We start from the raw sequence: 14,533 nt of genomic DNA, 5'->3' as shown, positions 1-14,533 counted from the left end.
TTCATTTGCCTAAGCAGAATTGTGTAAAAATTTGATCGATCAGCGACTCACCGACCGAATCACCGATAATTTCGCCAAGCTGCTCCCAAGCCGCTCGAATATCGATTTGAATCATATCAATCGGCACATACTGTTCGTTAGCATCGAGTGCATCCTGTAAGGAACGCTTCGCCTGCTTCAACAAGGATATGTGCCGGACATTGCTAACATACGTCAGATCGCTTGATTCTAGCTTACCCTCAAAGAAAATTGCAGCAATCGCCTTTTCCAAACGATCGATACCTTTATTCTCAATCAGAGACAACTCGACAATACGTTCCTGCGGAAAATAACTTAAGACCTGTTCGACATCCAGCCTTCGACTCAAGTCGGTCTTATTCAAAATAACGATCGTTTGCTTATCAGCTAATTGCTTCATAAGCGCGATCTCATCGAGTTGAAGCTCTTCATTGCTGTTCAACACCAATAGAATAAGATCCGCCTCAGCCAAAGCTGTTTTCGATCGCTCGACCCCGATTTGCTCCACAATATCTGTCGTTTCTCGAATACCCGCTGTATCCAGCAGCTTGAGCGGAATACCGCCAATATTCACGAACTCCTCAATGACATCCCTCGTAGTGCCCGGTATATCCGTTACGATCGCCCGATTCTCCTGCGCCAATTCATTCAACAGCGAGGATTTTCCGACATTCGGCCTACCTACAATGGCTGTCTCAATGCCCTCACGCAAAATCTTACCCTGTTCAGCGGTCACCAAAAGACGGTCAATCTCAACCATCACCGCATCGCATTTGCTTTTGATAAAAGCATTGGTCATCTCTTCTACATCATGCTCCGGGTAATCAATATTCACTTCGACATGCGCCATTAATTCCACCAGCACATACCGCAAATGCTTGATTTGTTTCGACAAATTTCCTTCAACCTGTTTTAACGCTACCTTGAATGCACGGTCCGATTTGGCCCGAATCAAGTCAATAACCGCTTCCGCTTGTGTTAGATCGATCCGACCGTTCAGGAAAGCACGCTTCGTGAATTCGCCTGGCTCAGCCAATCGAATCCCTTGCTGCAGCAGCAGATCCAGCACTTTCTTCACAGAAACGATGCCCCCGTGACAGCTGACCTCTACCACATCCTCCATCGTAAAAGAACGCGGAGCTTTCATTAACGTAACGAGAACCTCCTCTACCTTTTCGGCAGAAGCAGGTTCTACAATGAATCCGTAATGTACCGTATGCGTCGCAGCATCGGATAATTTCGTTTTTGAGCGAAAAACACGCTCCACGAGTGGAACAGCTTCATCTCCGCTCACACGAATAACCGCTATCCCACCCTCGCCGAGTGGCGTAGAAATAGCAGCAATCGTATCATTTAACATAGTCTTTGCACCTCGAATTTACCTCATCTTAAAGAAAAAGCAATGACAGGCAAAAGTCATTGCGGTTAACGTTATTTGACGGCGATGACAACCCGACGATTGGGTTCTTCGCCTTTGCTATATGTTTTGACAACGGGATGCCCTTGCAATTCAGCGTGAATAATCTTGCGCTCTTGCGAGTTCATGGGCTCCAAAATAACTTCTTTTTTCGACTTTATGACACGATTCGCCAGCCGCAAAGCCAGCTCCTCCAGCGTCTTTTTCCGTCTGTCGCGGAAATTCTCCGCATCTAAGATAATGCGAAAATGCGAATTCGCATAGCGATTGGCGACAATATTGACTAAATATTGCAGCGCATCGAGGGTTTGTCCTCTTTTACCGATCAAAATCCCTAACTCAGAGCCACTCATATTCAAAAGGTAGCCTTCGCGATCCTTTGTCGTATCTATGGTGATGGAAATTTTCATCGCTTCGAACATATCTTGTAAGAAAGCAATGGCTTCCTCTAGTGGATCTGGTATCAATTCAAGCTCAACCTTAGCTTCTTTGGAACCAATAAACCCGAACAACCCTCGCGAGGGCTGTTCCAAAATATGAATCTTTACACGATCCTCAGAAACCTGCCATTGAGATAGACCGGCATTCACCGCTAACTCAATAGTTTTTCCAGTCACCACAATTTTTTTCATTTGGACAGGCCACCCTTATTATTTTGAGATCCAGGATTTTTTTGCTTTCCAGGAGAACCATAAATAAAGTAAGACTGAATAATGGTGAAGATGTTACCGTAGATCCAGTACAGCGGTAGAGCAGCTGCGAAATTCATCGACATCACGAAGATCATAACCGGGAAAATGTATAGTAAGCTTTTCATTTGTTGATTCATTTGTGAGGACATAAACATTTGTTGAACGAACGTAGTTGCCGCGGCGATCAAAGGCAGGACGTAATAATGATCAGGCTGGCCTAAATTCATCCATAAAAAAGTATGCTCGCGAATGTGATCATTACGCATGATAGCTTGATAAAGCGCAATCAGAATTGGCATCTGAACAATGATTGGGAAACATCCGGCTAACGGGTTCACACCATTTGACTGGAACAGCTTCATTGTCTCTTCCTGCTGCTTCTTCGCATCATCTTTATACTTTTCTTTAAGCTTCTTCATCTCAGGCTGCAGTTCTTGCATCCGTTTGGAGCTCTTATACTGTTTCAGCGTCAGAGGCAAAATAATGAGACGAATAATGATTGTTACGACTAAGATGGATAAGCCGTATTGACCCCATAGCTTGTCTGCGAACCAGTCGAGCGTTTGCGAAAGCGGGTACACAAAATATTTAACAAAAAAACCAGCCGTATTGGGATCAATTGGTGCCATAGCAGCGCTGCTAGGACTACATCCTGACAACAATAAGATCAACGCAGAAAGAGCTGCAAGCAAATAGAGTCGACGAGTCAAAATGAGATCCTCCTAAATATCTTTTCCAACATAAACTATAACACAATTTCAGCGTGCAAGGAAATATAGCTTCACTTTTTTATTGTGTCGTTTCTTTTTAATAAAGAAGCCTTTCGGATTACGTGCCAGATGCTCTTTTCCATCTCCGCATATTCCATGTCTACAACGGGTTTTCTGGCCAGCAAAATGTAGTCGTAATGCGGCATCATATTTTCCTTTTTCAAACGGACGATCTCTTTCACCATTCGCCTCAAGCGGTTCCGGACAACCGCATTCCCCACCTTTTTGCTCACCGAGATGCCAAGGCGGAAATGTTCCATTTTGGGTTGAGGCAAATAATATAGAACGAATTGGTGATTGGCCATCGACTTGCCGTACCGGTAAATCTTATTGAAATCTTCGCGTTTAGCTAATCTATATTCTTTTTCCACAGAAATGTACGCTCCAGACCGTTAACATTCAGATAAGCTGGATCAGCCGCATGGCATCTTATCTATTTTTGACCGAAATGCCGGCATATAAACCGATTCACTCCAATGCAAAAAAAAAAGCCCCTTCCGGAGCCCTCTTTTTACGCGCTAAGAACTTTTCTTCCTTTAAGACGACGAGCTTGTAGAACTTTACGACCGTTCTTCGTGCTCATTCTTTTACGGAAACCATGATTTTTCTTACGCTTTCTCGTATTCGGGTTAAACGTCGGACCCATCTATAGCACCTCCCTACCTGAGGATATCCATCCTACAAAATTTCTACTACTCATTAAATCATACATCACTAAAGAAAGTCAACCTACCCGAGCGTGCAGAAGGAAAAGTCAAACAGCCAATATAAAATTCGAAAAAGAATAACCTGTGTATAAATTTTCCCGCCCAAAAAGAGAAGCTTGTCGAAAATCAACAGAATATTAACAATATCTTGTGTTGTGAACAATTTCTATGCACAACTTGTTGTAATTGTGGATAATACCAAACAATCCGTTGATTAACAAGCTATCTTTTGATAAGATGGTAATGTTTCTGTTGTGGATATACACGACCAATTCTCCGATTTATCAACAGTCTGTGGATAACATTGTGAACAAAATTCCCTCTGCAAGAATAAGTCATTTTAACCGATTCTTAATAATGTGGATAAAACGACAAAAGCCTTCCTTTTTTGACCCCATCAGACATGAAGGTTCATTTCGCCGTAAATCGCGCAGAATATACTCTGATTGCGTTCAATCTAAGCTTTATTCGGATCGCTCCAGTTAGAGTTTCATCCATAATGAGTTATACACAGACCCATTTTTCAAAAAACCTGGCCTTACGCCACATGTTTGATTTCAAAGGAGTGAATTACTGTGGAAGGCCATTCTACGGACTTATGGCAGCAAATCCTATCGATCATCCAAACTAAACTCAGCAAACCGAGCTTCGACACTTGGTTAAAATCAACGAAAGCGACAGTTTTTAATGATTCTACTGTCGTTATTTGTGCCCCCAACAATTTTGCGCAGGAATGGTTGGAAAGCCGCTACACCAAGCTGATCGAAGGCACGATTTATGATTTCACAGGCAAACACGTCTCCGTGAAATTCGTCATTGAAACCGACGAGCAAAAAGCGCAATCCGCCGCGGCTCAACCGGCTGTTATACCGCCGAAAGGACCTGCCATCGTCGCCGGCGAAGAAAATTTTACGAATATGATGAATTCGAGATACACCTTCGACACGTTCGTCATTGGATCGGGCAACCGATTCGCGCACGCAGCCTCGCTCGCTGTTGCCGAAGCGCCGGCTAAAGCCTACAATCCGCTCTTTCTATATGGAGGCGTAGGTTTAGGCAAGACACATTTAATGCATGCCATTGGCCATTATGTCCTTGAACATAATCCTGGAGCCCGGGTTTTGTACATTTCGTCAGAGAAATTTACGAATGAATTCATTAATGCCGTCCGGGATAACCGCGGTGAAGGATTTCGAAATAAATATAGAACCATCGATGTGCTGCTGATTGACGACATTCAATTCCTCGCTGGAAAAGAAGGTACGCAGGAGGAGTTTTTCCATACATTTAATGCTCTTCATGAAGAAGGCAAGCAGATTATTATCTCCAGTGACCGGCCTCCCAAGGAGATTCCAACGCTGGAAGACCGCTTACGCTCTCGGTTTGAATGGGGATTGATTACCGACATCCAGCCTCCTGATTTAGAGACGCGCATTGCCATTTTGCGCAAGAAAGCAAAAGCGGAAAATCTCGAAATTCCGAATGAAGCGATGATTTATATCGCGAACCAAATCGATACGAACATTCGTGAGCTTGAGGGTGCGCTAATACGTGTAGTAGCCTACTCTTCTCTTATTAATCAAGACATTAGCGTGCATCTGACGGCCGAAGCCTTGAAGGATATCATTCCGTCGAACCGGCCAAAGGTCATTACAATACAGGATATTCAGCAGCGTGTTGGTGAATTCTATGGATTGAAGCTCGAGGATTTCAAAGCGCGCAAACGAACAAAAGCCGTAGCTTTCCCTAGACAGGTCGCTATGTACCTGGCACGAGAGCTGACGGACTTCTCATTGCCGAAAATCGGAGATAATTTTGGAGGCCGCGATCATACAACGGTTATCCATGCCCATGAAAAAATATCGCAAATGTTGCAGTCGGATCAGGAACTCTATAAGATCGTTCATAATCTTACGGAGCGCATCAAGAACCCTTCTTAATAACATTTGATTCCGGGTGAGCCTATACACAATCTATGCACATGTGGATAGGCTTGCCTTATATAAGGTTCATCCACATATCCACATATCCAGAGCCCCTACTGCTATTACTAATAAAGAATGTTATTATATAAAGATATGCTAACGCACCCCAAAAAAGAACTGCAGGAGTGAAGTCATGAAATTAACGATCCTTAAAGACCATTTAATCGAATCCATTGGTCACGTTTCCAAAGCCATTTCATCCCGTACAACCATCCCCATTCTTACAGGGATCAAAATAGATGCAACCTTAAGCGGTGTAACCCTCACGGCAAGCGACACAGATATTTCGATTCAAAGCTTTACGCCTAGCGAAAACGGTACGAACAAAATCATTCAGTTATATCAAGCCGGCAGCGTTGTGCTTCCAGCTAAATTTTTCGTGGAAATTATTCGTAAGCTCCCTGCTCAATTGATTGAAATTGAAGTAGGTTCTAATTTTCAAACCATTATTCGTTCAGGTTCTTCGGAAATTCAAATAATGGGACTGGATCCGGACGAATATCCGCTGCTGCCGGAAATCGAAGAAAGCAAAATGCTTCGTCTTCCAAGCGATTTGCTCAAAACGATGATTAAGCAAACTTCATATGCGGTATCCACGAATGAATCTACGCCGATTCTTACAGGTGTGCTTTGGAACATCACGGGCGATAAACTGAAATTCATCGCTTGCGACCGTCACCGTTTAGCTTCCAGAGAAGTTTCGGTTGATAACAACAACGCTCATAATTTGCCGAACATCGTTATTTCCGGCCGTACCTTGAATGAATTAAGCAAAATTTTGCCGGATCAAAATTCTCTTATAGATATAGTTATTTCGGACAATCAAGTTTTATTCAAAATTCATTCGATTTTATTTTATTCCCGTATTTTGGACGGTACGTATCCGGACACATCGAAGCTGATTCCTCAGTCTTTTCAAACCGAAATGGTCGTTCCGACCAAAGAATTGGCTGAAGCCATCGATCGAGCCTACCTCTTATCCAAAGAAGATAAGACGAATATTGTGAAAATGATGATGCTCGAAGACCAAACCATTGAAATTTCGTCCAGCTCCTCCGAGCTCGGCAAAGTAACGGAACAAATTACCCTGCAGCATATTGCCGGCGATTTGTTGAAAATCTCTTTTAACTCCAAATATATGCTTGATGCTCTTAAAGTTCTTGATTCTGAGTTTATTCATATTGGATTCACTGGAGCTATGCAGCCTATCATCATGAAGCCGCAAGATTCGACAAACATGTTGCAGCTGATCTTGCCATATCGAACTACGAACTAGGGGGGGGCTCCAGAATGAAACAGATCGCCATTAACACGGATTACATTACACTCGGGCAGTTTCTGAAACTATCGGACTGTATATCCACAGGTGGACAAGCTAAATTTTTTGTTGTGGATACCAAAATTGAAGTGAACGGACAAGCTGAAAATCGCAGAGGACGGAAACTCGTACCGAAGGATATCGTTACCGTGGAGGGTTTCGGACAATTCGAAGTCGTTAGCTCCTGATTGGACCAAGCCAGGGGGATGAGGAATTATGTTTTTGAACAGACTCGCGCTTAAGTCTTATCGGAATTACGATCAGATCGAGTTGACGACGGATAGCAATGTAAATATTTTCGTTGGACCCAACGCACAGGGGAAAACGAATTTACTCGAATCCATCTATGTGATGGCTATGACCAAATCACACCGTACCCATCAAGATAAAGAGCTGATCGGCTGGAACGGTGAACAAACGCAGCTCCATGCTCAAATTCAAAAGCGGTATGGAACTTGCCAATTGGATCTGTCCATTTCAACCAAAGGCAAGAAAGCAAAGATTAACGGACTCGAGCAGAAGAAGCTAAGCAACTTTATCGGTGCGCTTAATGTCGTTATGTTTGCGCCGGAGGATTTGGAAATCGTCAAAGGAACGCCTGGTGTTAGACGGCGGTTCCTTGATATGGAGATTGGCCAAGTGCAGCCCTCCTATCTCTACGATTTGTCGCAATATCAGAAAATTTTGCTTCAGCGCAACAATTATTTAAAGCAAAATTTCGCTGGAAAAGGCTCGCCGGATGCGATGTTGGACATCTGGAACGAACAATTAGCACTGTATGGTGTTAAAATTATGAAAAAGCGTCAAAACTTTATTAAGAAGCTGCAGCAATGGGCGGAAACGATCCATCGCGGAATTACAAATGACAGCGAGGAGCTGCTCATTCGCTATTCCCCTTCTTTTGACATAGAGCCATTTGAAGATGAATCTGTTTTATTAAACCAATTTATGATAAAGTTATCATTGGTCAGAGATCAGGAATTCCGAAGAGGCGTTACACTTGTGGGCCCTCATCGTGACGATCTTCTTTTTTACATCAACGACAAAGAAGTCCAAACCTACGGCTCTCAGGGGCAGCAGCGAACCACTGCACTCTCTCTTAAGCTGGCGGAGATTGAACTCATCCATGAGGAAGTTGGCGAATATCCTCTTTTATTGCTTGATGATGTGCTTTCAGAGCTTGATGAATATAGGCAGACGCAGTTGATCCGCACATTCCAGGAAAAAGTCCAAACGTTTATTACCACGACGGGTCTAGAGAGTGTCCATTTGGACCAGCTGAACCATGCTTCCGTGTTTCATGTTTTGAAAGGAAATGTAAGTGGCAGGAGCTGAGGAGCATGTTTATTCATTTGGGTGGAGAAAAAATTATTAGAGCTTCCGAACTGATTGCTATATTCGATATCTCGATAGAGAAATCTTCCAAAATATCGAAACAATTCATTCAACAAGCTGTTAAGGATAAGAAAACAGAAAAAATCGGTGAAGAAGAATGCAAATCGCTCGTCGTTACGAAGAGCAAGGTGTATTATTCCCCGATCTCCTCTACCACGCTCAAGAAAAGAGCGCATCTTTTGTTAACGAACTAACCTTTTGTTGTTCACATAAAAGAGTATAAGAGGTTTATCTCACTATAAAAAAGCAGGTGGAGATTAACATGTCTGTGAATCAAAATGCGTACGATGACAGTCAGATTCAGGTTTTGGAAGGGTTAGAAGCCGTTCGCAAAAGACCGGGTATGTATATTGGTTCAACCAGTGCCCGTGGACTTCACCATCTCGTTTGGGAAGTTGTCGATAACAGTATTGACGAGGCGCTTGCCGGGTTCTGTACGAAAATCGATGTAATTGTTCATAAAAATAATAGTATTACCGTCGTTGATAACGGACGTGGGATTCCGGTCGGGGAAAATGCGAAGCTCAAACGTCCAACGCTTGAAGTCGTACTCACCGTTCTGCATGCGGGCGGTAAATTCGGTGGCGAGGACTCCGGTTATAAAGTATCCGGGGGTCTGCACGGTGTAGGTATTTCCGTAGTTAATGCGCTGTCTGAGCACTTAACTGTGAAAGTAAAGAACAAAGGCCAAATTCATCAACAAGAATACCGCCGCGGAACACCGCAATATGATGTGAAAGTGGTTGGGGAGACGGAAGAAACGGGGACGACGGTCACGTTCCAACCGGATCCTGAGATTTTCAAAGAGACGACGGAGTATGACTATGATATTCTCCAATCCCGTATTCGTGAGCTTGCATTCCTGAACAAAGGAATCGAGATCAACTTAATCGATGAGCGTACGGACACGGCAACAACCCATATGTACGAAGGCGGTATTATTTCCTTCGTTCAACACTTGAATCGCAACCGCGAAGTCGTTAATGAGGTGCCAATCTACGTAGAGGGTTCCAAGGATAACATCTCTATCGAGATCGCTCTTCAGTACAACGATAGCTATACAGAAAACATTTACTCTTTCGCCAATAACATTAATACGCATGAGGGCGGTACGCACGAATCCGGCTTCAAAAGCGCGCTTACGCGGATTTTGAACGATTATGCGCGGAAATCGAACGCACTGAAAGAAAGCGATTCTAACCTTTCAGGGGATGATGTCCGCGAAGGACTTGCGGCGATTATTTCCGTGAAGATTCCAGAGCCGCAATTCGAGGGGCAAACGAAAACAAAACTAGGTAACAGCGAAGTCCGTGGTATTGTTGAATCGCTATTTGCCGAGAAGCTGCAAACCTTCATGGAAGAGAATCCAGCGACGGCGAAGCGCATTCTCGAAAAAGGGATTCAGGCGGCAAGAGCCAGAGAAGCAGCCCGTAAAGCGAGAGAATTGACTCGACGCAAAAGTGCGCTGGAAGTCAGCGCTCTGCCAGGTAAGCTCGCCGATTGTTCATCCAAAGATGCTTCCATCAGTGAGATTTACATCGTAGAAGGTGACTCTGCGGGTGGATCGGCTAAGCAAGGACGTGATCGTCACTTCCAAGCGATTCTTCCTCTTCGCGGAAAAATTTTGAACGTTGAGAAAGCCAGATTAGATCGGATTTTATCCAATACGGAGATTCGGGCGATGATTACGGCTTTTGGTACAGGGATCAGCGATGATTTCGATATCAATAAGGCCCGTTATCACAAAATTATTATCATGACAGATGCCGACGTTGACGGAGCGCATATTCGTACACTCCTTCTTACGTTCTTCTACAGATACATGAAAAAGCTGATTGAATCCGGTTATGTATATATTGCACAGCCTCCTCTTTTCAAATTGGAGAGAAATAAAACCGTACGTTATGCCTACAACGAAAAGCAAAGAGAAGCGATCATGCAAGAGTTTGGCGAAGGAGCCAAAGTCAATGTACAGCGTTACAAAGGACTTGGTGAAATGAATCCGGAGCAATTATGGGAAACCACAATGGATCCGGAGAGCCGTACGTTGCTGCAAGTGACGATCGAAGATGCGATTGAAGCGGATACGCTCTTTGACTCTTTGATGGGAGATAACGTAGAACCTAGAAGAGATTTCATCGAGGAACACGCTATTTACGTGAAAAATCTAGATATCTAAACGACACAGACGTTGTTGACGATGTAAGCTTTCAGGAGGAACATTCATGAGCGAAGAATTACATTCGCAAGTCAAAGAAATTGACATTTCTACCGAAATGCGCACCTCTTTCTTGGACTATGCGATGAGTATCATTGTCAGTCGCGCACTGCCAGATGTAAGAGACGGTCTGAAGCCGGTTCATCGCCGTATCCTCTATGCGATGTCTGAGCTAGGCATGTCTCCAGATAAACCATATAAGAAATCCGCGAGAATCGTCGGCGAAGTTATCGGTAAGTATCATCCTCATGGAGATTCGGCCGTTTATGAAACGATGGTTCGTATGGCGCAAGACTTCTCCCTTCGTTACATGCTCGTTGATGGCCACGGTAACTTTGGGTCGATCGATGGCGATATGGCAGCAGCCATGCGTTACACGGAAGCTCGCTTGTCCAAAATCGCGATGGAGCTTCTTCGCGATATCAATAAAGAGACGATTGATTATGCGCCTAACTACGACGGTGAAGAACAAGAACCTGTTGTTCTCCCGTCACGTTTTCCGAACTTGCTCGTGAACGGAAGTTCTGGTATTGCGGTAGGGATGGCAACGAACATTCCGCCTCATAACCTTCGAGAAGTCATCGACGGTATCCAGATGCTGATTCAAAATCCGGATGTTACACCTATGGATTTGATGCAAGCCATCAAAGGGCCGGATTTCCCGACTGCCGGATTTATTTTGGGCCGTGAAGGAATTAGACAAGCCTACTCCACAGGCAGAGGCTCCGTCACCATGCGGGCAAGAACCGTTATTGAAGAAAATAACAACAAGGCTAGAATCATCGTCAATGAACTGCCTTATCAAGTGAATAAAGCAAGACTGGTTGAGAAAATAGCAGAGCTCGTTCGCGAGAAAAAGATCGATGGCATCACGGATCTTCGCGACGAGTCCGACCGCAACGGAATGCGCGTCGTCATCGAGCTGCGCCGTGACGTGAACCCGAATGTCGTTCTGAATAACTTGTTTAAACAGACGGCGATGCAGTCTAACTTCGGTATTATTATGCTGGCGCTTGTTAACGGCCAACCAAGAGTACTGAATCTGCGCGAGATGCTGCAGTACTATCTCAAGCACCAACAAGAAGTGATTCGCCGCAGAACCGAGTATGATTTGCGCAAAGCAGAAGCGCGCGCTCATATCTTGGAAGGCTTGCGGATTGCACTTGATCACCTGGATCAAGTGATTGCATTGATTCGTGCTTCCCGAACAACGGAAGAAGCTAGAGATGGCCTCATGAACACGTTTAACTTGAGCTATGATCAAGCTCAAGCTATTCTGGACATGCGCCTGCAGCGCTTAACCGGTTTAGAGCGTGAGAAGATTGAGGCAGAATATGCGGAGCTCATGAAGAAAATCGCCGAACTCAAAGCGATTCTTGCCGATGAGCAGCTGATTCTGGCCATCATTAGCGAAGAGCTCAATGAAATCAAAGAGAAATTCGGCGACGATCGTCGTTCCGAAATCACGATTGGCGAGGAAAGCATCGAAGATGAAGACCTTATCCCGCGTGAAGATGTCGTAATTACGATTACGCATACCGGCTACATTAAGCGGCTGCCTGTAACTACGTATAAGAACCAGAAGCGCGGAGGACGCGGTATTGTCGGCATGGGAACCAAAGACGATGACTTCGTGGAACACTTGTTCGTAACCAACACGCATCATTACCTGATGTTCTTTACGAATAAAGGGAAAGTGTACCGGTTGAAAGCTTATGAGATTCCGGATTTGAGCCGAACTGCACGAGGCACACCGATAATTAACTTGATTCAAATCGAGCAAGGCGAGACGATCAATGCGGTGATTCCGGTTGAAAGCTTCGAAACGGATCAGTATCTGTTCTTCGCAACGAAACAGGGTGTCGTGAAGAAAACGCCGATTGACGATTATTCGAATATTCGCAAAGGCGGTCTAATCGCTATTAATTTGCGCGATGACGACGATCTCATTGGCGTGAAGTTAACAGACGGCAATCAAGGCATCATCATGGGGACCAAGTTCGGCATGTCGATCCATTTCCCTGAACAAGATGTACGTTCCATGGGCAGATCGGCTACCGGGGTAAAAGGTATCCAGCTCGATGAGGAGGATGCTGTTATCGATATGGACGTTGTTCATGAGGATAATAGCGTATTGATTGTAACGTCCAAAGGCTTCGGTAAGCGAACGCCTGTTTCCGAGTACCGTATCCAATCACGCGGCGGTAAAGGGATTAAAACCTTAAACATCACGGATAAGAACGGTCCTGTCGTTGGCCTTAAAGTCGTGCAGGAAGACGAGGATCTTATGATCATTACGGCTTCCGGTACGGTTATTCGGACAAGTATGGATGGTATCTCAGTGATGGGCCGTAATACGCAAGGCGTACGCCTCATCAATATTCGCGAAGACGATGAAGTTGGAACCTTGGCTCGGGTGCAGAAGAATGAAGAGCAGTCCGAGAATGAAGAAGACGGCGATTGGGAAGAAACGGAATCTACGGATACCGAATAATAAATTGCAGGGATGGGCTTACAAACCCATCCCTTTTACTTTACAATAGCATGTATAAGATAAAGTAAGGTGAGTGAGCGATTGTGCCGACAGTAGCCGTTTCTCAATTAAAATATGGTGAAAAACTAGGCGATCATGTAGTAACGAAGTTGGGAAATGTCCTTTTTTACAAAGGGAAGGTCATCAATGAAAGAGATATTGAGATTCTAAAAGCATTTCTCATCCCTTCTGTTTTTATCGAATCGAAGAACGGCATTGAGCCGGAGGCGGCCACCGAGGATACGAAGGCGAAAGAGGCAGATTCCGTTCCTCCTTTTTATGTTGAGTATCAGAATATGTTAAAGCTGCTTAAACGCGTTTTCTTACTTGCCAATGGCGGACAAACATTACCGATCCTAGATATTCGTAACGGACTAGAAGCACTTATTCAGCATATCGATACTTATAAAGTACTTACTTTTACTCCCAAAAACCGCAATCTGCAAGATTACATTTATCACAAAAGCATTATGGTTAGCTTGACCTCCTATTCTTTGGCCAGATGGCATGGTCTCCCTCAGAAGGATCTAATGCAAATTGCATTAGCCGGCCTCCTGCATGACATTGGCATTTCCAAAGTGGATGCGTCCATTCTGGAGAAAAAGGGCCGATTAGTGCCGTCTGAGATGGAGGAGATTAAACAGCATACGCTAATAGGGTATCAAATCCTCAAAAATATTTCTGGTATCAACGAGGGTGTTAAATTAACAGCCGTTCAGCATCACGAACGTGAGGATGGCTCCGGTTACCCGCTAGGAGTGAAAGGCGATAAGATCCACATGTATGCGAAAATCGTGGCGATCGCGGACATTTATAATGCGATGACCAACGAACGCTTCCACAAAACAGCGATGTCTCCTTATCTAGTTCTAGAGCAGCTCTTCACGGAGTCATTCGGTAAAGTTGACCCCACCTTGGTCCAGGTGTTTATAAACAAGTCTACACAAATTAGCAATGGAACATTGGTTAAGCTCAGCGATAATCGTGTCGGAGAGATCGTATTCTCGGATCGCTCACATCCGACAAGGCCTTGGGTGAACGTAAATGGAACGATTGTCAATCTGGTTGTAGAGAGAAGCTTATTTATTCAGGATGTAATCGGACATGTATAAAATGCCAGGAACCCGCTGAAAATGGCGGGTTTTTCTTTATCTCAAAAAAATATGAATAAAAAGCTTGCATTCTTTTTCTGGATTTGCTATATTACTCCTTGTCGCTTCGGCGGTCGAACGAAAGAACGAAAGAAACTTAAAAAAAGTTCTTGCAATCGAATAGGCTGATGTGGTATATTAATCAAGTCGCCTTTGAGAGGCGAGCGATTGATAAGAAAGACATTGATCTTTGAAAACTGAACAACGAGTGAGTAAGCACAGTCGAGTAATCGACTATAAAAGAGATTGTAAAATCTCGCTAGCAAGTCAAATGAGCAAGTCAGCTTTTCTTTTATGGAGAGTTTGATCCTGGCTCAGGACGAACGCTG

The 14,533-nt window shown here is 44.3% G+C and carries 13 protein-coding genes; 8 read left to right on the top strand and 5 right to left on the bottom strand.

Annotated elements, in window-relative coordinates:
• Window position 1: 1 nt before the first annotated feature.
• The 5 genes from mnmE to rpmH all read right to left on the bottom strand — a co-directional run bounded on the left by mnmE (window position 2) and on the right by rpmH (window position 3,543).
• On the bottom strand, window positions 2-1,378 hold the full coding sequence (gene mnmE, locus AC3WRW_RS25355) for a tRNA uridine-5-carboxymethylaminomethyl(34) synthesis GTPase MnmE (protein ID WP_492549020.1): 1,377 nt from the start codon (window positions 1,376-1,378) through the stop codon (window positions 2-4).
• 71 nt (window positions 1,379-1,449) lie between these two features.
• Window positions 1,450-2,067 carry an RNA-binding cell elongation regulator Jag/EloR gene (jag, locus tag AC3WRW_RS25350; RefSeq protein ID WP_171685566.1) on the bottom strand — a complete coding sequence of 206 codons (618 nt, stop codon included), beginning with the start codon at window positions 2,065-2,067 and terminating at the stop codon, window positions 1,450-1,452.
• Window positions 2,064-2,837, bottom strand: a complete 774-nt coding sequence (gene yidC, locus AC3WRW_RS25345) for a membrane protein insertase YidC (RefSeq protein ID WP_492549019.1) — start codon at window positions 2,835-2,837, stop codon at window positions 2,064-2,066. The genes jag and yidC overlap by 4 nt, the downstream gene beginning before the upstream one ends.
• A gap of 71 nt (window positions 2,838-2,908) precedes the next feature.
• Window positions 2,909-3,268, bottom strand: coding sequence for a ribonuclease P protein component (rnpA, locus tag AC3WRW_RS25340; protein ID WP_492549018.1), 360 nt, complete (start codon window positions 3,266-3,268; stop codon window positions 2,909-2,911).
• A 140-nt stretch (window positions 3,269-3,408) separates the two neighbouring features.
• Window positions 3,409-3,543: a 50S ribosomal protein L34 gene (rpmH, locus tag AC3WRW_RS25335; RefSeq protein WP_028557239.1), complete on the bottom strand. Its 135-nt coding sequence runs from the start codon at window positions 3,541-3,543 to the stop codon at window positions 3,409-3,411.
• Between the two features lie 636 nt (window positions 3,544-4,179).
• Between rpmH and dnaA the strand changes: the two genes are divergently transcribed.
• The 8 genes from dnaA (at window position 4,180) to AC3WRW_RS25295 (ending at window position 14,165) form a co-directional block, all read left to right on the top strand.
• Window positions 4,180-5,544 (top strand): chromosomal replication initiator protein DnaA, encoded by a 1,365-nt coding sequence (gene dnaA, locus AC3WRW_RS25330; protein ID WP_492549017.1) that lies wholly within the window; start codon window positions 4,180-4,182, stop codon window positions 5,542-5,544.
• Between the two features lie 178 nt (window positions 5,545-5,722).
• Complete coding sequence (gene dnaN, locus AC3WRW_RS25325; protein WP_492549016.1) at window positions 5,723-6,865, top strand: DNA polymerase III subunit beta; 1,143 nt, start codon at window positions 5,723-5,725, stop codon at window positions 6,863-6,865.
• 14 nt (window positions 6,866-6,879) lie between these two features.
• Window positions 6,880-7,095, top strand: a complete 216-nt coding sequence (yaaA, locus tag AC3WRW_RS25320) for a S4 domain-containing protein YaaA (RefSeq protein ID WP_127454096.1) — start codon at window positions 6,880-6,882, stop codon at window positions 7,093-7,095.
• 28 nt (window positions 7,096-7,123) lie between these two features.
• Window positions 7,124-8,242, top strand: coding sequence for a DNA replication/repair protein RecF (recF, locus tag AC3WRW_RS25315; RefSeq protein ID WP_492549015.1), 1,119 nt, complete (start codon window positions 7,124-7,126; stop codon window positions 8,240-8,242).
• A 5-nt stretch (window positions 8,243-8,247) separates the two neighbouring features.
• Complete coding sequence (gene remB, locus AC3WRW_RS25310) at window positions 8,248-8,496, top strand: extracellular matrix regulator RemB (protein WP_127454100.1); 249 nt, start codon at window positions 8,248-8,250, stop codon at window positions 8,494-8,496.
• Window positions 8,497-8,564: 68 nt separating this feature from the next.
• Window positions 8,565-10,481 (top strand): DNA topoisomerase (ATP-hydrolyzing) subunit B, encoded by a 1,917-nt coding sequence (gene gyrB / locus AC3WRW_RS25305; RefSeq protein WP_492549014.1) that lies wholly within the window; start codon window positions 8,565-8,567, stop codon window positions 10,479-10,481.
• Window positions 10,482-10,527: 46 nt separating this feature from the next.
• Window positions 10,528-13,014 (top strand): DNA gyrase subunit A, encoded by a 2,487-nt coding sequence (gyrA, locus tag AC3WRW_RS25300; RefSeq protein WP_492549013.1) that lies wholly within the window; start codon window positions 10,528-10,530, stop codon window positions 13,012-13,014.
• Window positions 13,015-13,097: 83 nt separating this feature from the next.
• A complete protein-coding gene (locus AC3WRW_RS25295) occupies window positions 13,098-14,165 on the top strand; it encodes an HD-GYP domain-containing protein (protein ID WP_492549012.1) in 1,068 nt (355 codons plus the stop codon).
• The last annotated feature ends 368 nt before the right edge of the window (window positions 14,166-14,533 follow it).

It is taken from the genome of Paenibacillus sp. FW126-R14 (assembly GCF_058789495.1).
This window is presented reverse-complemented; position numbering and strand designations above follow the sequence as displayed.

Excerpts from the sequence above, each read along its gene's own strand:
- gyrA (WP_492549013.1), top strand. The coding sequence starts at position 10,528 with ATGAGCGAAGAATTACATTCGCAAGTCAAAGAAATTGACATTTCTACC.
- yaaA (WP_127454096.1), top strand. The coding sequence starts at position 6,880 with ATGAAACAGATCGCCATTAACACGGATTACATTACACTCGGGCAGTTT.
- recF (WP_492549015.1), top strand. The coding sequence starts at position 7,124 with ATGTTTTTGAACAGACTCGCGCTTAAGTCTTATCGGAATTACGATCAG.
- remB (WP_127454100.1), top strand. The coding sequence starts at position 8,248 with ATGTTTATTCATTTGGGTGGAGAAAAAATTATTAGAGCTTCCGAACTG.
- rpmH (WP_028557239.1), bottom strand. The coding sequence starts at position 3,543 with ATGGGTCCGACGTTTAACCCGAATACGAGAAAGCGTAAGAAAAATCAT.
- dnaN (WP_492549016.1), top strand. The coding sequence starts at position 5,723 with ATGAAATTAACGATCCTTAAAGACCATTTAATCGAATCCATTGGTCAC.
- jag (WP_171685566.1), bottom strand. The coding sequence starts at position 2,067 with ATGAAAAAAATTGTGGTGACTGGAAAAACTATTGAGTTAGCGGTGAAT.
- gyrB (WP_492549014.1), top strand. The coding sequence starts at position 8,565 with ATGTCTGTGAATCAAAATGCGTACGATGACAGTCAGATTCAGGTTTTG.
- mnmE (WP_492549020.1), bottom strand. The coding sequence starts at position 1,378 with ATGTTAAATGATACGATTGCTGCTATTTCTACGCCACTCGGCGAGGGT.